A 21,848-nucleotide genomic window follows, 5' to 3' on the forward strand; every position below is an offset into this window, starting at 1 on the left:
AATCTGTACTTCAGTACGGTATGTGTGTAAACAACCACTCCACCATCGCAAGCGATGGTCCCCCTCGCCTGACCAGGCGAGGACACAGAGATAGTATATCTGATACTTTTGGGTCAGGCCCAGCCTGGATACTGATATCGCAAATCTTCAAATGGGAAAAAATGGGAAGATCAATTGTCTGAATCAGGATTATCAGGATTGAATAAATGGGCAGGATTAAAGCCTGTGACACTCGCTTCGCTCGCCTCTAATCTTGTAAATATATTCAATCCTGATAATCCTGATTCAGACAATGGGATCTTCACATTTCAAAAGATTGGAAAGCGCGTGCAGCGGGGGAGCCAGGAAGAAGAGCCAGGATAGACCCCAGCGTATTATCGCTATAGTCTACCCTGGCTCCTATCTTCTAATTGTCAAACAACGTTCGCTTAGCGAAGCGTAAAGCAATTAATCATTAACAATTACTTTCCACGTTTGTTGTCCTGCCCGAACAAAGTAAACCCCGGCGGCCAAAGCAATGGTTTTCGAACCTCGAAGTCCACGAAGCTGCACCACGTTTTGGCCGGTGACGCTGTAGATGGCCACGTCGATGGCGGTGGACATTTCATTTTCCACTTTCAACTTCCCACTTTCAACTATCACGCGGATCGGGGCGGTGGCAAGGTCAATGTTGCCGGTGGTCCCGCCGGTGCCTTCGAGGGTGACGGTGATGGGTCCGGTGACGGCGTCGATGGTGTAGCTCAGTGTGGTGCTGCGCAAACCATCGGGCAGGATCTCCTGGCCGTTGGCGAAGACCTGGAGCTGTGCCGGATCGAACGCTCCCGTGACGGTGAAGCTAAAAGGATTGCCATAGTCCACCGGATGGGTACCGGCGCCGGGGGTGTAGGTCACTCCTTCGGTGGGGGTCAGGATCACGTTGTAGCGCCGTTGGGCGATCAGGATCGTATGTTCGGCGGTGATGGGCAGGATATAACCGTAGTAGGCTCCGCCGGCGGGCACGGTAAAAGGGGTGTCGACGCCATCGATCACCAGCATAAGATCCTCCGGCCCCAGTGTCGGGTCTTCGGGCAGGAACTGCAGGAAGAGATGATCGCTCACCAGATGTTCACCGGCGCTGATGCCGTAGAGAAGGATTCCCGGCGCCACTTCGAGGGTAAGGGGGTGGTAGGTGGCGGGGTCGGCCGGGATATAGGGATAGGCGCCCATATCGGCACCGTCGAGGCCTGTGCCGATAGCGGGGCTACCGGCTTGCAGGTGGAAGTCGTACACTTTCGGATTGCTCTCGGTATCGATCTTTACAAAGAGCGGGTCGTTGTCGGCGCCGATCAGGTTGCCTATACGCTCACCGACACCTTCATGTCCATCCTGAATACTTTCATCCCCGATCAGGTTATAGGTGATAGAGGGGGTGCCATTGAGAATGTGCAGATTATCACCTTCGTTGTCTTTGCCGGCTGTATTTGCCCAGAGGATATTGTTGGTCAGGGTGACGGTGCCGTCGTAGATAAAGACTCCGCCGCCGTTTCTGGCTGTATTGGCGTAGATCGTATTGTGGGTCAGGGTGGCGCCTTCGGCGCCATAGACTCCGCCGCCGGTGGTGGCAGTATTGCCGTAGATCGTATTGCCCGTCAGGATGGCGCCGCCGGTGGCATAGACTCCGCCGCCGTGGTTGGCTGTATTGCCGTAGATCGTATTATTGGTCAGGGTGGCGCCGCCGAAGGCATAGACTCCGCCGCCTTGGATGGCGGAGCCTTCCGAGTCTTTTGCCCCCGTGATATGAAAGGCATCGAGGGTGCCGCCAGTAAGGTATACCACATTGTAACAATCGTTGTCACCGTGGGGATCGATATCCCCCGAAAGGATCGTTTGGTTCGTTATCCAGTCGCGGGCGGAGAGCGAGGTCTCTCCTCCGGCAAAGCCGCCGTAGAGGGCGATACCGGTAGGGATCACAAAGGTGGCTTCGCGGTAGTCGCCAGGAATGTATCCATACCTGTCATACTTCGGCATATACTTCCCCTTAGCCACCCAGATCTCCCGGATGCCTTTCTGGGCGGCGTTAGTCACCAGCGCATCGCTTAGGTCTGTCAGGGCATTAATCCAGGAGGAGCCGTCGCCGTTGCCACCCGTCACGGAAGCGTTGACGTAGACGATACCGTTTTTATCGGCCTTGACAGGATAGGGGAAAGCGCCCATATCGGTAGGGGTGCCGTCAGCCAGGGGTTTGCCGGTGCCGATGGCCGGGCTACTGGGGAGCAGGCGGAGGTCGCCGTTGGTGGGGTCGACAAAGCGGGGGTTGGTGTTGATCGAGACTCCATCAAAACCATCTCCTCCGATCACGCCGCCGACCAGGTTATGGGAGCCGGAGGCGGGAGTGTCAACGTAGAGATCCTGAATACCGCCAGCCGTGATGTTATTCCCCCAGAGGATATTATTGGTCAGGGTGGTGGCGAAGGCATGGACTCCGCCGCCGCTATAGGCGGCTGTATTGCCGTAGATCGTATTGCCCGTCAGGGTGGCGCCTTCGGCAACGACTCCGCCGCCGGAGGTGGCTGTATTACCGTAGATCGTATTGTTGGTCAGGGTAGCGCCGTCGGCAACGACTCCGCCACCGCCGTAGGTGGCTTTATTGCCGTAGATCGTATTGCCCGTCAGGGTGGCGCCGCCGTAGGCATAGACTCCGCCGCCGTTGGTGGCTGTATTGCCATAGATCGTATTATTCCGTAGCGTGCCGCCGTTGGCACAGACTCCGCCGCCGTCGATGCCGTCGTCTTCGCTATTTGCCCCCGTGATATGAAAGCCATCGAGCGTGCCGCTGCTAAGGTATACCACGCTGTAGCAGTCGTCGTTATTGCCGGGACTGATATCCCCCGAGAGGGTGGTTTGGTTCTTTACCCAGTCGCGGGCGGAAAGCGAGGTTTCCGTTCCGGCAAAGCCGCCGTAGACGGAGACGTTGGCTAGGATCGTAAATTTGGCGTTGCGGTCGGTGCCATCTGTCGGTGTATACTCCCCCTGAGCCACCCAGATCTCGACAGGGTTCGCAGCGGTTGCCGACCGGGCAGCGTCGCTTACCAGCGCCTCTCTTAATTCTTTATAGGCATTGTCCCAGGAGGAGCCATTGCCGGGAGTGGCAACTTCTTGCTTCACATAAATTCGTGTCTGTCCCTTGGCGGGCAGGGTGGTGGCGGCCAGGGCTGTCAGGGTGAACAGCAGGGTCAGGGCCAGGTGTAGTTCTCGTCTCATACGTGTTGTTATTAAAGGGTTTAACTGCTTTTACAAAGATAGGAAGTTAATTGTTAATTATGAATTATTAATTGTTAATTCGGAAGGGGGTGGGGAGATTTTTTGGGGAGTGGGATTCTAATGGTTAATTGTTAATGAAACAACGTTCGCTTAGCGAAGCGTAAAGCAATAATGATTAATTGAGAAGAAAATCGGGAGATTTTCTTCGGTAGTGGGTAGTGGGTAGTGGGTAGTGGGTAGGCGCGAAGCGGGAGATGGAAGGGAATGGAAAGGTACAGGGTAATAGCAAGTGGACTATCTCGGCTGGGGTTGACTCAAAAGTATCAGATATACGAACTAAGTGTCCCCGCCTGGTCAGGCGGGGGGGACCGCTGCTTGCAGCGGTGGGGTGGTTGTCTTTTCTGTCAAGAATCTGTACTTCAGTACGGTATGTATGTAAACAACCACTCCACCATCGCAAGCGATGGTCCCCCTCGCCTGACCAGGCGAGGACACAGAGATAGTATATCTGATACTTTTGGGTCAGCCCCAGCCAGGATACTGATATCGCAAATCAAATGGAAGGAAATGGGAAGTTTCACAAGATCGGAAAAGGCCGGCGGAGTTTCGGAAAAGGCTGCCGGAGTTTCGGAAAAGGCCGGCGGGGTTTGGGAAAAGGCTGCCGGAGTTTGGGAAAAGGCTGCCGGGGTTTTCGGAAAGGCTGCCGGAGTTTTCGGGAAGTCTGCCAACCATGCCAAGCGAAAAATAAACTTTCTAAAGAATTGAGGGGAAAGGGGAAAAAGGGGATTTCTTATAGGGTATTTTCCTCTTTCCTCCCTTTTTTTAAGGAAGTAAGGAAAAGGGGTGGCTAGGTTGGCAGAGTTTTAAAAAAAAGGGATTAAGGGGGGAAAGGGGATTAAGGGGATTAAGGGGATTAAGGAGGGAAAGGCGTTTAAGGCGTTTAAGGAGGGAGGGGGACGACAAATAATCAAATAATCAAATAATCAATCAAAAATCAAATAATCAAATAATCAATCAAAAATCAATCAATCAGTCGAATTGGAAGTAGGATTGGGGATCGGGAGCGTCGGGGGGCGGCAGGGTTTCGGTTTTTTGCCGGTCGATCTCTTCTTCGTCGATCTTGATGACGCGGAACACGCGTTTGTTTCGCAGGCGGACCTGCTCGAAGTCGTGGCGGCGCAGGACGGCCGACAGGTGGTTGACGGCCTGGCGGGTGATCAGGATGGGGGCTTTGCGGTTGAGCAGTTGCAGGATCTGGGTGGAGGTGAGCAATAATACCTGGCGATCCTGGGCTGTAGGCCTTCGGAAGTAGGTGAAGAAGAGCTCTTCTTCGGGGCTTTGGATGCGGAAGGGTTCGTTGTTGGTGTGCAACAGATCGACCTCTTCGGGCGCAAACCAGTAGCGGAATCCCTCGCGCCACAGGGCGAGTGCCTGGGCGAATAGGCCTTCGTAGGGCACCGTTTTGCGGTAGTCGATCGCCCGGGTTTCGAAGCAGAGGAATCGGCGTGAGCCGGTGACATCGGTGAGGATCTGCAGCATATTGGCTGAGGCGCAGAAGGTACAACAGCGGGCGTAGATCTCGTGTTCGCGGCCGTAATGGCGTCGTTCGCGAATGGCGGGGGTGGTGATCATCTCTTTGAGCTGGTTGAGCTCGCGTTCGCTCAGGGCGCCCAACTCATCGAGGTTGATCAGAATGCATTCGGCCAGTGCCAGGCGGATATCTTTCGAGCGCGGATCGGCGGGTCCGGAATGCACGTAGCTGCGCAATTCGGGCGGGATAAGGTTGATGCACCAGGTGGTCTTGCCCAGCCCTTGCGCGCCGCAGAGCACGAGCACGGTATGGTTGACCACCTCGGCCACCAACGCGGAGGCGACCATCGCGACGATCCAGCGGCGGAAGCAGTCGTGCCACAGTTCGGGCTGGGTGGTCTCGACCGTATCGGCCACCTGGCGGATATAGTCGGTCTGGCCGTCCCACGGGGGCAGGTTGTAGAAGTAGTCTTCGAAAGGATGGTAGGGCTTGACGAAGTTGGAGCTGAGCAGGATGCGGAAGGTAGCAAACTGGCAGTTGACACCGGCTTTGACCAGTTCGCACCACAGGCTGTTGATCATCGCCTCGTCGGCCGGTGTCCATGCCTGCTGCTCGTCGTCGCCCACAGGGCGCGTTTCGAGGCGCTGGGTGATCACATTGCGCCGCAACTGGTAGTGTGCCGTCAGATACTCTTCGATCAGCTGCAGAGGGGCGTAGAGGGGTTTACGGCCTTTCTTTGTGCCTATCTCCTGCCGGGGGGCATTATAAGCACTCTGGATCACCTGGTCGCGCTCCGTTTCGCTCAGGTCGCTGAAATGCTTGCTGCAATAGGCCAATACATCTTCGATCGCGATATGCTTGTTGCGGCAGTAATGGCCGAAGATATAAAGATAGTTATTGCGGTTGCCCGGAGCGTAGGCACCCACCCGGTCGGCTTGCTTGCGTGAGCGGTAGAGCCTGTTGCCTATTTCCTTGCGCGTGATCGCCGAATCTTCCCCCGAATCTTCCTCTGGGTGTAGGAAGATCTTCCTCACTTGGGGGTTCTCATCCCCTGGTGTTTTCGGGGGGAAATCTTCCTCAATCTGAGGAAGATCTTCCTCCCCCTGTAGGAACTTTTCCTCCGGCGCGATATACATATCCGGATCCCACGAGACAAAACACAGCCTTCCCGGATCCTTTCCCGAGGGATCGACCACGACACCGAGCACAGCCTCGTAATACGCGCGACAGGCCTCGAACGTAGCCCGGTGATTATTGACCGTCAGCGCGTGATTGATCAATCCGCGCGGATCGACCACGATCTTCACGCCGTGGTTCGACGGACTGGCGAACGCCCACCGCGTATAGGGCACATCCTGGGCGCGCCACTTGACGGGATCGACCTGGTCGGCATCCAGGTGGTCGATATCCAAGACCACCAGGCCGGTGTACTCCACCAGGTTCTCCAGCCGCCGGGCACCGGCGTAGCGCGCCGAGACGGTAATCGCCGGCAACGCCTTCTTCAACCGCTCGGCAAGCTCCGTATCGCCCGCCTCCAACGCCTGACGCAGCGCCTCCAACTGCTCACGCCAACGCCCTTGCTGAATGCCTTCCATCACTTGAGCCAGAGAGTAATCTCCCAGGTTCTTGTTAAATCTCTCGAAACAGTTAATCTTTACTACTTCCATCTTGATAAAGTTTTAAATGAATCATTGGTCAGATTCGTGTATTGCTTTTTCTGTTTTTTTTATCTCTAAACGATCGATCAACACATTAATCACACGCAGCAAATCCTCGTCGATCACAACCAGGGAGCAGAATTTGGTGCGTAACGACTCCGAGTGGCACTTCAGGCCGAAAGTTTTCACCATACTGTTGCAAATCCCGCGTCGAGAGCCCACAATCACCCCGGCCACCAACAAAGTCAACATCACCACACAGAACACCCGCAGGTAGACGATGCGTGGCGCACGGTAACGCGCGTCGTCGACATAATCCATCTTCTCCAAGCCCAAACGCTCGGCGTATTTGCGATAAAATCCGTTGATAAACAAGCGTTCCCGCCGGGTCGTCCGGGGCATGTCTTTCAGTTCCTTATGCCAGGCAAGCAGCTGGCTGTCAGTAGGGTTACAATACTCCGGGCTCTTGTCGAACTGACTAAACGAGCCATACTTTTTCATAATTGTTTTAATTTCTTCCATATTTAATAGATTTATGATATGTAAACGCGGGGATCCTTTCCCCGCCTGTTCTCTTTGCCTGAAGGTATTCAGATAGAAAAGGTTACCCCACAAAGATGAGAAAAAAGACAAAAACCTCCAATACACGAATTTAACCACTCCGCGCTGCGCGCGCTTTCCAATCTTTTGAGAGGTGAGGATTTGCGACTGTTGCTATCTTGGCTCCTTGCCTGGCCCTCCCACCACCCCGTCACGCCTTTGGCGCGCCACCCCTCCTCAGGCAGGAGGGGAGTTGGGGACCGCTGCTTGCAGCGGTGGAGTGGTTGTTCCTATTAGTAATTTATTGGTATATAGCCACCTTACAAAGACAACCTCTCCACCACCGCAAGCGGTGGTCCCCCTCTCCTGTCCAGGAGAGGAGCTTAGATACTACTGGTTAATATGCAAAACCTGACTCATAGCAGATCATTTAATCAGCAAAATCAGAGTTCAGAAATCTTCACATTTTCTTCCATTCACCGCTCCGCGCCTACTAACTACCAACTACCCACTACCCACTACCGAAGAAAATCTCCCGATTTTCTTCTATCCCCCCTTGAACTTCAACCCGTGCGCACATCCTTATGGAAAAACAAGCCAAATGGCTTGGTTATTAGACTTTTATCCCCTATCTTTACCCCAGCGTCCCGGAGAGTCCGGACGCTGTTTCAAATCAAAATCTTAACCTTATGGGCAAGTTTTTAAACCCATTTACCGACGAAGGCTTTAACAACGATGGATATACACACTCAAGCATATGGAAACATTAGATAGAATGCCTTTTGAAGCCCAGCAAGCCGTTTTCCTCAAGCTCTTCGAGGTGGCCGACCTGGAACGGATGACCCACGAAGAGCGCCTGGTCTACGACGAGTCGCTCAAGAACTTCCGCGACTACAACAACATCATCGCCTCCGCCGAACGGATCAGCCGCGAGGAAGGACGTGAAGAAGGCATAGCCGTAGGCATTAAGAAAGGCATACAGAAAGGGCTGTTGAAAGGCATAAAGAAAGGCCGTGAAGAAGGCATACAGAAAGGCATACAGAAAGGCCTAATAGAAGGCACACGCCAGATGGCTATCAAGCTAAAAGGCGAAGGCTTTCCCCTCGACCTTATCCACCGCCTGACCGGCCTGTCGCCCGAAGAGATCGACCGCCTTTGAACGCCTATTCCGACAGCACTTTAGCCTTCGCCAAAAGAGAGCCTTCGGCCAGGCGCGTGGCGCGCTTCCGGAGCTTTTGAGATTGAAAGATTCCTCCCCTAAGCGAGGCTTGCCGAGCCATTCCCCTCTTGAGAGGGGTTAGGGGTGTGTGACGAGCCTTCTGAATACCAGACAGGTATTCTGGTTTATTTGTGCTCGCTCCGCTCGTCACACACCCCTAACCCCTCTCAAGAGGGGAAGCGTTCAGGCTTCGCCTTCACGCGGCGCAAAGCGGGAAAAGACCTTCACATCTTCTTCCATTTGAAGATTTGCGATATCAGTATCCTGGCTCCTCTTCTTGGATAAGAAGAGGGGGACCACGGCTTGCCGTGGTGGAGCAGTTTGATCTTTTGAATCAGTTTGATCTCCTGGAGCAGTTTGATCTTTTAACAAATGATAAACACCTATCTCATACAAAATTAGGATAAGGATCAAACTGCTCCACCACCGGCTTAGCCGGCGGTCCCCCTCTTCTTATCCAAGAAGAGGAGCCAAGATAGTCCACTTGCTATTATCCTTTACCTTCCCATTCCCTTCCATCTCCCGCTCCGCGCCTCCTACCTTCTCAAACAACGTTCGCTTAGCGAAGCGTAAAGCAATTAATCATTAACCATTAACCATTAACCATTAATCATTAGAATCCCACTACCAACTACCGAAGAAAATCTCCAGATTTTCTTCCATTTGATTTTGTGGAGTGCTGAAAGCACGGCAGAGTTCAGCCCAGGGTGACCGTAGGGAACCCTGGGTTCGATCGAACACAAACAACGGAGTGCTGAAAGCACGAAAGATTTGCTTTCGCGCTTTCAGCGCTCCGTTTTTATATGTATCCTTAACCCGGGGTGGCGAACCTCTTCAAGGTTCTGACCCCGGGCTGTTTGCTAACGCGCTTTCAGCGCTCATTGTCCTTTCCGAACGATCATACACAAATCCTGACTCATTGTCCTTTCCGAACGATCATACACAAATCCTGACTCATAGTTCATCATTTAATCAGCAAAATCAAAGTTCAGACAACCCTCCCATCTCCTTCCATCTCCCGCTTCGCGCCTACCAACTACCAACTACCAACTACCGAAGAAAATCTCCCGATTTTCTTCCCCCCCTCCATTAATAATTAACAATTAATAATTAATAATTAACCCTCTCCCTCCTCTTTTCCCCTGGGATCTCCTCGGTGGGTGTCGGATCTCCTCAGGGGGGATGGGGCAGGGTGTAACTTTGTGGTAGGAAAAGACGATAAGTGGTCCGGAAGACTTGGCGGACTTTTCCTAAAGTATTAACAATTAAAAAATTAAGACAATGGCAATTAAGTACAAATTGGTCTTGCGCAGGGATCCGAGCAAATCGAGTCCTGCCGATTCGAAACTTTATTATGCACAGAGCCAGGCGAATGGCATGTGTACGTTTGATGAACTCTGTGATACGGTGGCCGACCGTTCAACGGCTACGACAGGGGATGTGAAACTGGTGTTGGACGGGTTGATGCGTGTGTTGCGTACCCGGCTGCTGGCGGGTGATGTGGTGCAGGTAGGTGAACTGGGTAATTTCCGGGCGACATTGGGCAGTTCGGGTGTGGTCAACAAGGACAACTTCAACACCGAGATGATCAAGACGCGTCGTGTGCGTTTTCATCCGGGCGTGCTCTTGAAGGATATGACGCGCTTGTTCAAGGTCGAGCGTATCGATAAGCCCGAGGAAGAAGAAGGGGGTGGTCACGAAGGTGGGGTCTAATTACGGCTCGCCCAGGTGATCGACCAGACAGCGTACCTGGCGGGGCGTAAGGATCTTCTGGCCCGGCGTGTAATGACAGGCGGAAAGCTTGTTTTGCAACTCGTGGCTGTGCAGAATCCAACGACGTAACTGGTTGGTGGCGCTATGTGGCCTGACATAAGGACAATAGCGCACCGCCAGTTCCTGGAAGCCCCAGGCGCGATGTAGGTTGATCTCCGGATGGTTCATGTTTCTTTAGAAGTTAGAAGACGAATCTAATGGTTAATTGTTAATTGTTAATTATTAATTATTAATTATTTTGAGAAGATAGGGGTTTCTCTTTTGCAATATACGAAATAAAATGCAAACGGTCAAATATTTAGCTCTCTTTCTTCTCCCTTCGATCTTCGAACTTCTAACTTCCCCTTCCCCCTTCTAATTAATCATTAATCATTAATAATTAATAATTAGAATCAGAATTCCTTGCGTATGACTCGTAAACAATTTATCTCCCGCTACCGTACGGAAGCCGAACGGGCGGGGCAAACCTTTGATATGCATCCGGTGGTGATCCTGGCGCAGGCGGCGTTTGAGTCGGCCTGGGGAGAGAGTATCCTGGCGCGGGTGCATAATAACCTGTTTGGGCTGACGGCTTACGGCACGCCCAATGACTACTGGCACGGCGGACGGGTGTCGCCCGGTGACAGCCGGCTGCCTTTCCGCAAGTACGGGGAGACGGCTTTGAGTTTCCTCGACTATGCTCGCCTGTTGCGGCAGCACTATCCGCGGGCGGCCGATCTGAGCCCTTTCCCTGCCGCCTTCGCCAAGGAGATCGCTTACAGCCGGTATATCTCGGAGGTGAATGGCGATAACCGGGAGGCTTACCGGCGGGGCATCCTGCAGATCAGCCAGGCGATTGCGATTACAATTAACAATTAAGAATTAACAATTAAGAATGAAGTCCTATGCTAAAGACAATCTTTGATTTTATCCTTTCCCTGGCTCATTTGTTTTTTCGGGCGAAAAAGAAGGAGAGGCAGTTTTGTACGCAATGCGGTGCCCTGGTTGGGCGTGACGGCGCTTGTCGCGCTTGTGATGGATCAGACGGAGGTGACCCTGGCGGCTGTCGGTGCGATCCTGGCGGGAGCCGGCCGGCGTCCTCCCACGATTCCTCCGGCGATTCCTCCGACGATTCCTCCGGCAATTCCTCCGGCGAAGTAGACGATGCGTCGGCCGCGTACGCCGAAGAGATGACCCAACGCCTGATCGGCTGGGCGTTGATCGGCATGGCGGTGATCAAACTCACCGTCTTATGACCACTGTAGATATCCGGCGATCCCGCATCCGATCAACGCCAGCCCCAAGCCGGCGTAGAAGAGGCGGGCGCCGGTACGTCCCAGGAGGTTGACAAACGTACGGGCGCTCTGGGTCTGGAAGTACCATTCGAAGTCGAACAGGGCGGCAGCGATCGCCAACAGCCCCAGGAGAACGAATAGGCCCAGTATGAAATATTCCGCGAGCGTCATAGCGGTCAGGCGAGACTCACCGTGCGGCTGCCGTCGGCATTCTCGGCGATCGTCACCCGGACGGTATCGGGTGGCAACAGCTCTTCGATCTTCTCCGGCCATTCGATGAAACACAAGGCACCGCTATAGAAATAATCTTCCGTACCGATATCTTCCGCTTCGCCCGGTTTGTTGATCCGGTAGAAATCGAAATGATAGATCAACTCGGCGGTCGTGGCACTGCGGTATTCGTTGATAATGGCGAAGGTGGGACTGTTGATCACCTCTTCGACGCCCAGCGCTTCGCAGACGGCTTTGATAAAGGTGGTCTTTCCCGCGCCCATCGCGCCATGGAAAGCAAAGACCGTACGGTCGCCCATCCGCGTGATGAATTCGCGGGCCATCCGGCTCATAGGCCCCTCCACCCTGCCCGAGGGGGAGATTAAGATGATCTTATGTTCAATATCTTTACTCATACGATTCTTATGTTAGGCTCCTTTAGCCTCCCCTTGGGGGAGGTTGGTGGGGCTTTTACTTCGGATTTAACGTGATAAAAGGAATCATCATCTCTTCCATCGAGATGCCGCCATGCTGGAAGGTATCTTTGTAGTAAGAGACGTAGTAGTTGTAATTGTTGGGGTAAGCAAAGAAATCATCGTTGAGCGCGAAGATATACTTCGTACTCAGGTTGGGCGAAGGCAGCCCTACCTTGGTGGGTTCTTTGATCTCGAAGATCTCTTTGGCGTTATAACTCAGGTTCTTGCCAAGCTTATAGCGCAGGTTGGTATTCGTATTCTTATCGCCCACTACCTTGACGGAATTGTCTACCCGGATGGTGCCATGATCGGTGGTCAGGATCACCTTATGGCCTTTCTCGGCGATGCGGCGGAAGAGTTCCAAGGCCGTCGAATGCTGGAACCAGGATCGGGTCAGACTGCGGTAGGCGGCTTCGCTCTGCGCCAGCTCGCGGATCATCTTACTCTCCGTGCGGGCATGCGAGAGCATATCGACGAAGTTGAGGACGATCACATTCAACTGGTTGCGCGTAAGCGTAGGGATCTGCGCCAGGAGTTTCTCGCCGTATTGCGAGTCGTAGACTTTGTGGTACGAGAAGCTGTAGTTCTTGCGGTAGCGGTCGATCTGGGTCTGGATCAATGGCGCTTCGTTGAGGTTCTTGCCCTCTTCGCTCTCTTCGTCGACCCAGAGGTCGGGAAACATCTTTTCGATCTGCGCCGGCATCAATCCCGAGAAGATCGCGTTGCGGGCGTATTGCGTGGCGGTGGGAAGGATACTGTAATAGAGGTTCTCCTCGAACGTGAAATAGTCGGACAACAACTCTTTCACCACCCGCCACTGGTCCAGGCGGAAATTATCGATCAGGATAAAGAACACCTTCTCGTCGTCTTCCAAGAGGGGGAAGACTTTCTTTTTGAACAGGTCTGGACTCATTAGCGGGCGATCTGCCGGCTCTTGTATCCAATCGGTATAGTTCTTCTTGATAAACTTACCGAAGGCCTGGTTGGCCTCCTTTTTCTGCATCCGCAAGAGGTCGGCCATCTGGGCTTGTCCGCTCTCGAGCTCCAATTCCCAGTAGACGATCTTTTTGTAGACCTCCATCCAGTCGTCGGCCGTCAGTGAGCCGTTGATCTGCATACTGATCCGCGCGAACTCCTGCTGGTAATTGCCGGTGGTAGTCTCCGAGATGATCTCGTTCTTGTGCACATTCTTCTTGAGCGAGAGCAAGAGCTGGTTGGGATTGACCGGTTTGATCAGATAGTCGGCGATCTTATTGCCGATCGCTTGATTCATAATGCTTTCCTCCTCACTCTTGGTGACCATCACCACGGGCACGTTCGGCGCGATCTCTTTGATGGCCGCCAGCGTCTCCAGCCCGCTCAACCCCGGCATATTCTCATCGAGAAAGATCATATCGAACGTTTCCTCCCGCACATGATCGATCGCGTCCTGCCCACTGATCACCGCGGTCACCTCATATCCCTTCTCCTGCAGGAAAAGAATATGCGGCTTCAACAGATCAATCTCATCATCCGCCCACAGAATTCTATCTTTCTTCATACTGTTTAACTTGCCTTGTTTACCCAACCCCCAAATTTACAGGGAATATTTAATAAGAGAACGTAAACATCCCCCAAATTCGTATATGCGACGTGCTTTTTAGGGGGGTTATTTTCTTCCACACTCGAAAATTCTGCAAAAAAGGTCGAATTTTCTTCCACACTCGAAAATATTGCACAAGAAACTTTTGCGTTTCGTCCGTCAATTCTTCTTCATCGTATAGTCGGTGATGCCCAGCGATTCGTAGGATTGGAGCAGGGCTTCGTCGTTGTCGGAGATCATCAACAGGCGGTCGCTTTCCTGCAGTTCGGTGTTTCCTTTGGGGATGAAGTAGCTATTGCCACGCTTGACCATTACCGCCAGCGTATGATCGGGCAGGGTGAGCTCCATCAGTTTGTTGCCGTGGCATAAGACTTCCGGGGTGATCTCGATCTCACTCATCGCGCTCTTGATCTCGTCGGGCAATTCGATGCCAAAGCCATCCTTACGCGGCGGGGCATCGACCAGATGCAGCCACCGGGCGACCTGTGTCACCGTGGTGCCCTGGATCAATAGGGAAAGGATAGTGATAAAGAATACCACATTGAAGATCAATCCGGCATGATCCACTCCGGCGATCAACGGATAGGTCGCAAAGATAATCGGAACGGCTCCGCGAAGCCCGACCCAGGAGATATATAACTTCCCACGGAAAGAGAAATTCTTGAAAGGAATCAGACAAAGGAATACCGTGATCGGCCGGGCGAAGAGGATCATAAAGATACCGACGGCCAGTCCGATCGGTGCGATAGGCAAAAGTTCTCTTGGGTTGACCAATAATCCTAAGGTAAGGAACATCACGATCTGGAACAGCCAGGTGAAACCATCGAAAAACGTACCGATACTCTTTTTGTGTACAATCTTATGGTTGCCCACCACCAACCCGGTGAGGTATACCGCCAGGTAACCGTTTCCTTTGAGCAGTGTCGTTGCCGCAAAAGTAAAAAAGACAACGGCCAACAGGATGATCGGGTAGAATGACTCATTGTCGATATCCATCTTGTTGATCACAAATACAGCGCACTTGCCAAAGAGATAACCCAAGACGGCGCCGATCCCTAACTGCACCACCAATTCGATCGATGCTTTGGCAATATTCATATCGCCCAGTTGGATAAAGCTGATCAGGATAATCGTCAGCATATACGCCATCGGGTCGTTACTCCCACTCTCGAGCTCCAAGGTCGGACGCAGATTCTCTTTCAGGTAAACCCCTTTGCTGCGCAGGATAGAGAATACAGATGCCGAGTCGGTCGACGACATAACGGCGGCAAGCAATAAGGATTCGGGGAAGGTCAGGTGCACATATCGCCCACCGATCAGTTCCAAAAGATAATAGATGAACCCACCGGTGATAAACGTAGTCAACAATACGCCTATCGTCGCCAGGATCACCCCCTGGGTGGCGATGGGTCGGATATCCGTCACTTTCGTATCCATCCCCCCGGAGAAGAGGATAATACTCAAGGCCAACATACCGATGAATTGGGCAATATGCGGATCGTTGAACTGAATACCCAGCCCGTCGCTTCCAAACAACATGCCTATCCCCAGGAACAATAACAGAGCGGGAAGTCCGATCCGGTATCCGGCTTTGCCGGCGAAAATACTCAAGAACAAAATAACGGATGCGATCAACAGCACCATTTCAGGATTCTCAAACATAAGCTTTACAATGTTATTAACAAAATTCTATGGCGTCGCGGAAGGCTTTGGGCTACAAACCGCCGCCAACAAAATTAAAGAAAAAAAATAAGATACGAAAGCGGCAGTATCGATCGGGCATAAATAAAAGCGGAATTTGCCGATAAAAAGATTATTCTCTACTTTTGATGCCGGATACAAATACGCCATTGATCATGAAAAAGAAACTATTACTATTCCTTTGCGTGTGCCTGTGTTACTCAGCCTGCACACAAGAGAAACATTTCATCTCCGACGCGAACACGCGTGAAGTCATCACCCACGATTTCCTAAAGAAACAGCAGGAACTGCCGCAAGGGGATCTGTTTGCCGTGTTCCAGACCCCTACGCTTTCCACACAAGAGCGGGAAGCACTTACCTTCCTGTATGCCTATATGCCGATCGGCGATGTGACCGATTATACGGGAGCCTACTATCTCGAGAATATCCGTTCCGCGTTCCGGGCTCGCCAGGAGATGCCTTGGGGAAAAACCATTCCCGAAGAGATCTTCCGACACTTTGTGTTGCCCGTCCGGGTGAACAATGAGAATATGGATGAGAGCCGGATGGTCTTTTATGCCGAACTGAAAGACCGGGTGAAAGGCTTGTCGCTCTATGACGCGGTGTTGGAAGTCAACCACTGGTGTCATGAGAAAGTGATCTACACCCCTTCGGATGCCCGGACGAGCTCACCCTTGGCTTCCGTCCGGACGGCCTACGGACGTTGCGGAGAGGAGTCTACCTTTACCGTGGCAGCGCTTCGGGCGGTGGGCATTCCGGCCCGCCAGGTGTATACGCCGCGTTGGGCGCATACCGATGATAATCATGCCTGGGTGGAAGCCTGGGTCGATGGACAATGGTATTTCCTGGGCGCCTGCGAACCGGAACCGGTCCTGAACCTGGGCTGGTTCAACGAACCGGCTTCGCGTGGCATGCTGATGCACACCAAGGTATTCGGTAAGTACAACGGTCCGGAAGAGGTCATGGAGGTGACCGATGCCTATACCGAGATCAATGTGATCGAAAACTACGCGCCGACGGCAAAGAGCATCATCACGGTGACCGATACGAACGGTAACCCGGTAGAAGGAGCCCAGGTTGAGTTCAAGATCTATAATTACGCCGAGTTCTACTCCGTAGCACGCAAAAAGACCGATTCCACCGGGAAAACCTTCCTCTCCGCCGGGAAAGGGGATATGCTGGTCTGGGCAACCCAAGACGGGAAATACGGGTATCGCAAAGTCTCTTTCGGCCAGGACCATGAGGTCACAATCACTCTCGATAAGACGCCCGGCGACGCAGGCACTGTATCCTTAGACGTGGTGCCTCCTCCGGTCAGTGCGCAGCTTGTTGAAGTCACCGAAGAACAACGGGCGGAGAACGTTCGCCGCATGGCAGCGGAAGATGAGATCCGCAACCGCTACGTGGCCACGTTCTATACCGAAGAGAAAGCTCAAGCATTGGCACAGGCATTGGGAACCGATCCGGCACAGACCATCGAGTATATGCTCGGCAGCCGGGGCAACTGGCGGGAGATCGAAGCTTTCCTGCAAACGACTCCGGCAGAGAAACGTCAGACTGCCCTGGACCTGTTGGGGGTGATCTCCGCCAAAGATCTTCGAGACACACCGGCAGCGGTCTTAAGCGATCACCTCAACCATACGCCACCGACGGGCGGTGAGCTCTTTACGGCTTATGTACTGAACCCGCGTATCTCAACCGAATTATTGACGCCCTACAAAGGGTATTTCGCTTCGCAGCTGGGGCCGGATGAGACCCTGGCTGTCCGTAACGATCCCTGGCTGTTGGTCGATTGGGTCAAACAAAACATCCGGCTCAAGGATCACCTGAACCCCTTGCAAATCCCCGTTATGCCGATGGGCACCTGGAAAGCCCGGGTTGCCGATAAGGCTTCCCGTGATCTTTTCTTTATCGCTGCCGCCCGTAGCCTGGGTATCCCGGCACGTATCGAACCGGTTGCCCGAAAGATCCAGTTCCATGCCGGCGGCGCATGGCAGGATGTCGACTTCGAAGCCGATATTCAACTGGTGCATCAGCAAGGCAAACTGGTTGCCGCTTACCAACCGGTTGCCGCTATCGACGATCCGAAATACCGCAGTCATTTCTCTGTGGCCAAGCTCGCGACCGACGGCAAACTGCAAACACTGAACCTGCGCGGCGGGAACCGAAACGTAGATATGGGTGCCGGTAATGCCTGGAGTGGCATCCTGCGTCAGCCCTTGACGATCGATGCGGGAGACTATATGATGGTGACCGGCATGCGGATGGCCAACGGCAGTGTATTGGCGAATCTTTCTTTCTTCGGCGTACAGCCGGATCAGACGACAATGATCGACCTGGTGATGCGTGAAAGTGACGATGAAATCGCGGTTATTGGCAGTTTCAATTCGGAGAACCGCTACCTCAAGGCGGATACGGGCGAAGAGATCAGCCTGTTGCAAACCACCGGTCGCGGCTACTACATCGTGGGTATCTTAGGCGCCCGCCAGGAACCGACCAACCATGCCCTGCGCGATATCGCCGCCGTCAAGGGTGAACTGGAGAAATGGGGTCGTGGTATGGTGTTGCTCTTCCCCGATGAGCAGAATTATGGCCGTTTCGATGCCCATGAGTTTGGCGCGTTGCCGCAAACGATCACCTACGGCATCGATACCGACAACCGGATCCGGCAGGAGATCGTCGAGCAGATGAAGCTCTCCAACCCCAACGCGCTGCCGATCTTTATCATTGCCGATACCTTCAACCGGGTAGTCTTTGTCTCCCAGGGATACACGATCGGTCTGGGGGAACAGTTGATGCATACGATTAATAAACTATAATGAAAAAGGAACTTTCCGCTGTCTGCGTCTATTGCGCCTCAAGCACCAAGATCGACCCGGTCTACTTTGAGGCGGCGACGCGGCTGGGGCATATCTTAGGAAAAAAGGGATTACGCGTGATTAATGGTGCCGGCTCGATCGGGCTGATGCGGGCCGTGTCCGACGCGACACTCGAAGCCGGGGGCACGGTCACCGGAGTGATCCCGCACTTTATGGTGCGCGAGAACTGGCATCACCCGCACCTGACGGAGATGATCGAAGTGGAGACCATGCACGAACGCAAGCAACGTATGGCCGACCTCTCCGACGCGGTGATCGCCCTGCCCGGCGGTTGCGGCACCCTGGAGGAGCTGTTGGAGATCATCACCTGGAAGCAGCTTGGGCTCTACCTCAACCCCATCGTGATCCTCAATACCAACCGGTATTTCGACCCCTTGATCGAAATGCTGCAACGCGCGGTCGACGAGCAGTTCATGCGCCCGCAACACCAAGCCCTCTGGGCCGTTGCCCAAACGCCGGAAGAGGCGATTGATCTGATCTACGCCATGCCTCTATGGGACAAAAACCAACGGAAGTTCGCAGCGATCTAAGCAGCAGAACCACAGGTTTGAACTACAGTTTTGAACCACCAAGAGCACGAAGAGCACAACGTTTTTAAGACATTAAATACTATCTTAACGTTGTGTTCTTCGTGCTCTTGGTGGTTCAAAACTCTTCGGTAAGTGTTAACCCATTGACTTGTGGCGTGCGAACGCCCGGTTTCAGTTCGCCGTTCACCACGATCAGTTGCTGGTTATACCACACGGCACCAGCACCGGCACGGGCTAAGGGTTCGAACGGTCCCGCCGTTTGCCATTCCCGGGTAAGGGTATTGTAAATAAGCAAATCTTGATTGAATTTGTACCATTCCACCGGGTGAAACATATATTCGGCTGCGGCCGTTTGCAGGGCATTCAGCCGTTCGGCTTCGTTGTTTCGCCGCGCCTCTTCCATCTGCCGCGGACGATCGACAGCGGCCAGGAAACAGTTGTAGTTGACTCCTCCGGCAAATACGAGATGATGATCGCCATAGGCCAGTCCGATCCCACCCGTGAGGGTGCGTAAAGCCCCATCGGCCAGGGGAGGTAAGAGGCTTTCTTCGCTCCAGGTTTTCCGGGAGGGAGAATAGGCCAGTAAGTCCGTGGGGACCTGTGCTGCCCGTTCGCCTTCCACCGGTTGAAAACCACCGGCCAGATACAAAGTCGCTTCTTCTCCGTTCTGCTGGGCCACCCACACGGGTTGCACCCGTGCCGGTCCCGGGAAGTCTTTCAGCCGCTGCCATCCTTTGGCCGGCTCCTGCAAGTCGAGGCAATACAAAGCGTTCGAAGGTTTACCGTCGGCATTTCCTCCGGCTACGTAAACACTGCGGCCGATAGCTGCTGCCGCCGCGTTATCCAGGGCGACGGGTAATGCCGGCAATTCCGTCAGGGTGATCGTCTGTTGGGCATTCGTTGTCAACAGAAAGACATCCGTAACGCTTTTCTCGTTGTTGTTTCCTCCCAAACACACCATTCCATCGGGAGTTATGGCCGTAGCCCCATAAGCCAGCGGATGCGGCAGATGTCCGGCAATCTTCCATTCGGCATCCGCTCCCGCACGCAGATCGAGTGTAAATATTTCATCGTAATACCGCTTGCTGCCGCCTTCGGTCACCGGTTTACCGGGAAAGTTACAGCCGCCGGCTACGATCAGTTGATGCTCCCAAACGCCCGCGAAAGGAGCCGATACCCCCAATGACGCCGTTGTCTCCGTGCCGGGAAGATCCGGCCATTTTATCCATTTCATCGCTGTTTCTTTTGCCTTTTTTATTTCAATCCGAAAAGTTGAAGCGGGTAATCCTATTTCGTTTATTACGTTCGCCCGGCCTTGCGCGCCGAGCGAATAGAATAAACAAAAGAGAAGAAGTAAAGCCTGTTTCATGGCTCAGACCGGTGTTTTGAATTACTCTTTGATAATATCCTTCAGCGGGATCGCTTGAAACACCATATGTGCCGTGCTTCCCTCGTAGAGGATGCCCACCGTTTCGCGGTCGATCGTCGTCAGGCAGGAATAGCCCCAGCCGTCGCCTTCGTCGAGCATCACCTGATATTCCTCCGGGAAGGTCAGTCCACCGTCGAGGCTGGCTTTGATCGTGATATGATGCCGTCCTTTGGTGGTGTTGGGATTCGAGAACAAGAGAATATCTTTGCCTAAGCTGTTGTCTTTGGCATTCGCTTGAATCAGGCTGGCCATGCAGACCGATTCCTGCAGGACGCGGCGCGAAGAAGGATGTTTCTCCCAGGTCTGCCCCAGGTCGCGGGTGGTATAGACGGCCCGGCTTCCTCCGCGGTCGTCGCGCATATTCAACATCAAGACACCGGGCGTCACCTCGGCCACCTGCGCTTCGGTGGTGTTTTCCCGCGGCGCATGGTGCAGATGCCAGGTCGTTCCCCGGTCTTTGCTATAGATGATACAGGCGTTCGGATCGCGATCCTCGTCGATATACTGTGCCGCAAAGACAAGCGTACCGTCCTGCATCGTAATGCCCATGCCCGGCCCCTGCAAGAGGAAGTACCAGGAGGGATCTTTCACCTGCCCGGTGATATTGATGGGCTGCGACCAACTCTGTCCGTCGTCGTCGCTATAAGCGAGCATCAACTGAGCGGTCTTCTGATCCATCCCCTGTTGGGAATTAAACCAGGCGCGCCCATTGCCCATGCCCTGTGTCCAGGCGGCAATCACCCATACCCGGCCGGTCACCCGGTCGACCAGAATCGCCGGATCGCCCACCCCATTCTGTGCCCGCGGCATACCGTTATGTTCGCCAAAAGCCATCGCGATACGCATCGGCTCCCAGGTCTGTCCCCGATCCGTGCTGCGGCTCACGCCGATATCGACATACTCCTGCAGGTCCGCACTGTTGTTATACCGCACATCATACACGCCCAAGAGCGAGCCTCGGTTCGTCGTCACAATCCCGGGAATACGATACGCCGCCGACCCATCATCACCCGCATGGCGCACGCCCACGCCCATCCGGTGCACAATCCCTTCGGGCGAATGATAAGTCATAGGTACGGATTTCCCGTCTACCCGAACCGACGCGACCGACGCGGTCAGTTTCGTTGTCAGCTTCGTTTCCGGTTTCATCTCCAGGCTGACCCAGAAATAATTCACTCCCCGACAAAGCGGCTGGTTTCCCGTCAAAGAAACCCTAAGTGATGGCGATTGAATTTCATCCAACAGCACAGAATAAGAGGGATTAGCTTCCCGTGTCTTGCCCGGCACATTGCGCGCGATATAGTCTTGCGGAGCGAAGTGTAACGCCCCCTGCCGCTGCACCGCCTCCGTGCCGCCATAATAGAGTTTGAGTGCCCGGATAGCTTTTGTATCCACCCCCTCACCCAGTTGCAAGGTAATGTTTTCCAACGTCCGGCTTTCCGCAGCATCGATCCGCAGATAAAACAAAACATTGTCTTTCCGATCGATCAGGATCGGGATCTGTGTTTCTTTGATATCCATCGTATCCGACGCCATCGCGCTCAAGCCCAAGAGAAATAGGCAAAAGAAAAGATTTATCCGTTTCATTGTATTTTTATTTAGGCACTGTTTCGTAACAAAGGTAGTTATATTCCGCAAGGATAGCCACTTACACAGAATCTATTCCCCATAATTTACTTTACCACCCCGATCATAAACCTTTACCACCGGGGTCGTAAACCTTTACCACCGGGGTCGTAAAGGTTTATCACCCCGGTGGTAAAGCTCAAAAGTCGCATCAATAGCCGGAAGTCTGTACCAGGAGTG

General features: G+C 53.5%; 17 protein-coding genes. 7 read left to right on the forward strand and 10 right to left on the reverse strand.

The genetic code is table 11. The features are described from left to right. Positions 1 to 447: 447 nt before the first annotated feature. Entirely contained in the window at positions 448 to 3,240 is a 2,793-nt protein-coding gene (locus M2133_RS10875) for a T9SS type A sorting domain-containing protein (RefSeq protein ID WP_277466153.1), read from the reverse strand. Between the two features lie 567 nt (positions 3,241 to 3,807). Between M2133_RS10875 and M2133_RS10880 the strand changes: the two genes are divergently transcribed. Further along, the gene (locus M2133_RS10880) at positions 3,808 to 4,005 is read left to right on the forward strand and encodes a hypothetical protein (protein ID WP_277466154.1); all 198 of its coding nucleotides are present in this window, start codon (positions 3,808 to 3,810) and stop codon (positions 4,003 to 4,005) included. 264 nt (positions 4,006 to 4,269) lie between these two features. Here M2133_RS10880 and M2133_RS10885 read toward each other — a convergent pair whose 3' ends face one another. Next, on the reverse strand, positions 4,270 to 6,438 hold the full coding sequence (locus M2133_RS10885; protein WP_277466155.1) for a VapE domain-containing protein: 2,169 nt from the start codon (positions 6,436 to 6,438) through the stop codon (positions 4,270 to 4,272). Between the two features lie 21 nt (positions 6,439 to 6,459). After that, the gene (locus tag M2133_RS10890) at positions 6,460 to 6,951 is read right to left on the reverse strand and encodes a hypothetical protein (RefSeq protein ID WP_277466156.1); all 492 of its coding nucleotides are present in this window, start codon (positions 6,949 to 6,951) and stop codon (positions 6,460 to 6,462) included. Positions 6,952 to 7,708: 757 nt separating this feature from the next. On the opposite strand from M2133_RS10890, the gene M2133_RS10895 reads away from it, so the two are divergent. After that, positions 7,709 to 8,128 (forward strand): hypothetical protein, encoded by a 420-nt coding sequence (locus M2133_RS10895; RefSeq protein WP_277466200.1) that lies wholly within the window; start codon positions 7,709 to 7,711, stop codon positions 8,126 to 8,128. Positions 8,129 to 9,469: 1,341 nt separating this feature from the next. Next, the gene (locus M2133_RS10900; protein WP_277466157.1) at positions 9,470 to 9,901 is read left to right on the forward strand and encodes an HU family DNA-binding protein; all 432 of its coding nucleotides are present in this window, start codon (positions 9,470 to 9,472) and stop codon (positions 9,899 to 9,901) included. Here the strand turns inward: M2133_RS10900 and M2133_RS10905 are convergent, their stop codons facing one another. Next, the gene (locus M2133_RS10905) at positions 9,902 to 10,129 is read right to left on the reverse strand and encodes a DUF4248 domain-containing protein (RefSeq protein WP_277466158.1); all 228 of its coding nucleotides are present in this window, start codon (positions 10,127 to 10,129) and stop codon (positions 9,902 to 9,904) included. A 240-nt stretch (positions 10,130 to 10,369) separates the two neighbouring features. On the opposite strand from M2133_RS10905, the gene M2133_RS10910 reads away from it, so the two are divergent. Together M2133_RS10910 and M2133_RS10915 are read left to right on the forward strand one after the other, a co-directional pair. Further along, positions 10,370 to 10,819: a glucosaminidase domain-containing protein gene (locus tag M2133_RS10910; protein ID WP_277466159.1), complete on the forward strand. Its 450-nt coding sequence runs from the start codon at positions 10,370 to 10,372 to the stop codon at positions 10,817 to 10,819. A gap of 26 nt (positions 10,820 to 10,845) precedes the next feature. Then, a complete protein-coding gene (locus M2133_RS10915) occupies positions 10,846 to 11,196 on the forward strand; it encodes a hypothetical protein (protein ID WP_277466160.1) in 351 nt (116 codons plus the stop codon). On the opposite strand, the gene M2133_RS10920 is transcribed toward M2133_RS10915, so the two are convergent. The 4 genes from M2133_RS10920 to M2133_RS10935 all read right to left on the reverse strand — a co-directional run bounded on the left by M2133_RS10920 (position 11,191) and on the right by M2133_RS10935 (position 15,165). Then, positions 11,191 to 11,406, reverse strand: coding sequence for an Imm17 family immunity protein (locus M2133_RS10920; RefSeq protein WP_277466161.1), 216 nt, complete (start codon positions 11,404 to 11,406; stop codon positions 11,191 to 11,193). The two genes, M2133_RS10915 and M2133_RS10920, sit on opposite strands and share 6 nt — an antisense overlap. A gap of 5 nt (positions 11,407 to 11,411) precedes the next feature. After that, entirely contained in the window at positions 11,412 to 11,798 is a 387-nt protein-coding gene (tsaE, locus tag M2133_RS10925; protein ID WP_277466201.1) for a tRNA (adenosine(37)-N6)-threonylcarbamoyltransferase complex ATPase subunit type 1 TsaE, read from the reverse strand. Positions 11,799 to 11,916: 118 nt separating this feature from the next. Continuing rightward, positions 11,917 to 13,461: a PglZ domain-containing protein gene (locus tag M2133_RS10930; protein WP_277466162.1), complete on the reverse strand. Its 1,545-nt coding sequence runs from the start codon at positions 13,459 to 13,461 to the stop codon at positions 11,917 to 11,919. 201 nt (positions 13,462 to 13,662) lie between these two features. Then, positions 13,663 to 15,165, reverse strand: coding sequence for a potassium/proton antiporter (locus M2133_RS10935; RefSeq protein ID WP_277466163.1), 1,503 nt, complete (start codon positions 15,163 to 15,165; stop codon positions 13,663 to 13,665). A gap of 194 nt (positions 15,166 to 15,359) precedes the next feature. Here M2133_RS10935 and M2133_RS10940 point away from each other — a divergent pair, with 194 nt between their 5' ends. Together M2133_RS10940 and M2133_RS10945 are read left to right on the forward strand one after the other, a co-directional pair. Then, positions 15,360 to 18,023: a transglutaminase domain-containing protein gene (locus M2133_RS10940; RefSeq protein WP_277466164.1), complete on the forward strand. Its 2,664-nt coding sequence runs from the start codon at positions 15,360 to 15,362 to the stop codon at positions 18,021 to 18,023. Further along, the gene (locus tag M2133_RS10945) at positions 18,023 to 18,613 is read left to right on the forward strand and encodes a TIGR00730 family Rossman fold protein (protein WP_277466165.1); all 591 of its coding nucleotides are present in this window, start codon (positions 18,023 to 18,025) and stop codon (positions 18,611 to 18,613) included. The genes M2133_RS10940 and M2133_RS10945 overlap by 1 nt, the downstream gene beginning before the upstream one ends. A gap of 115 nt (positions 18,614 to 18,728) precedes the next feature. Here M2133_RS10945 and M2133_RS10950 read toward each other — a convergent pair whose 3' ends face one another. Beyond that, entirely contained in the window at positions 18,729 to 19,847 is a 1,119-nt protein-coding gene (locus M2133_RS10950) for a cyclically-permuted mutarotase family protein (RefSeq protein WP_277466166.1), read from the reverse strand. 156 nt (positions 19,848 to 20,003) lie between these two features. Continuing rightward, positions 20,004 to 21,629 carry a sialidase family protein gene (locus tag M2133_RS10955; RefSeq protein ID WP_277466167.1) on the reverse strand — a complete coding sequence of 542 codons (1,626 nt, stop codon included), beginning with the start codon at positions 21,627 to 21,629 and terminating at the stop codon, positions 20,004 to 20,006. Between the last annotated feature and the right edge of the window lie 219 nt (positions 21,630 to 21,848).

Source organism: Parabacteroides sp. PF5-6 (genome assembly GCF_029504695.1).
Taxonomy (GTDB): domain Bacteria; phylum Bacteroidota; class Bacteroidia; order Bacteroidales; family Tannerellaceae; genus QVMG01.

What these genes read in the sequence shown, in the direction of transcription:
- M2133_RS10875 (WP_277466153.1), bottom strand. Translation starts at nt 3,240, where the DNA reads ATGAGACGAGAACTACACCTGGCCCTGACCCTGCTGTTCACCCTGACA.
- M2133_RS10920 (WP_277466161.1), bottom strand. Translation starts at nt 11,406, where the DNA reads ATGACGCTCGCGGAATATTTCATACTGGGCCTATTCGTTCTCCTGGGG.
- M2133_RS10905 (WP_277466158.1), bottom strand. Translation starts at nt 10,129, where the DNA reads ATGAACCATCCGGAGATCAACCTACATCGCGCCTGGGGCTTCCAGGAA.
- M2133_RS10890 (WP_277466156.1), bottom strand. Translation starts at nt 6,951, where the DNA reads ATGGAAGAAATTAAAACAATTATGAAAAAGTATGGCTCGTTTAGTCAG.
- M2133_RS10915 (WP_277466160.1), top strand. Translation starts at nt 10,846, where the DNA reads ATGCTAAAGACAATCTTTGATTTTATCCTTTCCCTGGCTCATTTGTTT.
- M2133_RS10935 (WP_277466163.1), bottom strand. Translation starts at nt 15,165, where the DNA reads ATGTTTGAGAATCCTGAAATGGTGCTGTTGATCGCATCCGTTATTTTG.
- M2133_RS10955 (WP_277466167.1), bottom strand. Translation starts at nt 21,629, where the DNA reads ATGAAACGGATAAATCTTTTCTTTTGCCTATTTCTCTTGGGCTTGAGC.
- tsaE (WP_277466201.1), bottom strand. Translation starts at nt 11,798, where the DNA reads ATGAGCCGGATGGCCCGCGAATTCATCACGCGGATGGGCGACCGTACG.
- M2133_RS10885 (WP_277466155.1), bottom strand. Translation starts at nt 6,438, where the DNA reads ATGGAAGTAGTAAAGATTAACTGTTTCGAGAGATTTAACAAGAACCTG.
- M2133_RS10900 (WP_277466157.1), top strand. Translation starts at nt 9,470, where the DNA reads ATGGCAATTAAGTACAAATTGGTCTTGCGCAGGGATCCGAGCAAATCG.
- M2133_RS10880 (WP_277466154.1), top strand. Translation starts at nt 3,808, where the DNA reads ATGGGAAGTTTCACAAGATCGGAAAAGGCCGGCGGAGTTTCGGAAAAG.
- M2133_RS10945 (WP_277466165.1), top strand. Translation starts at nt 18,023, where the DNA reads ATGAAAAAGGAACTTTCCGCTGTCTGCGTCTATTGCGCCTCAAGCACC.
- M2133_RS10930 (WP_277466162.1), bottom strand. Translation starts at nt 13,461, where the DNA reads ATGAAGAAAGATAGAATTCTGTGGGCGGATGATGAGATTGATCTGTTG.
- M2133_RS10940 (WP_277466164.1), top strand. Translation starts at nt 15,360, where the DNA reads ATGAAAAAGAAACTATTACTATTCCTTTGCGTGTGCCTGTGTTACTCA.
- M2133_RS10950 (WP_277466166.1), bottom strand. Translation starts at nt 19,847, where the DNA reads ATGAAATGGATAAAATGGCCGGATCTTCCCGGCACGGAGACAACGGCG.
- M2133_RS10910 (WP_277466159.1), top strand. Translation starts at nt 10,370, where the DNA reads ATGACTCGTAAACAATTTATCTCCCGCTACCGTACGGAAGCCGAACGG.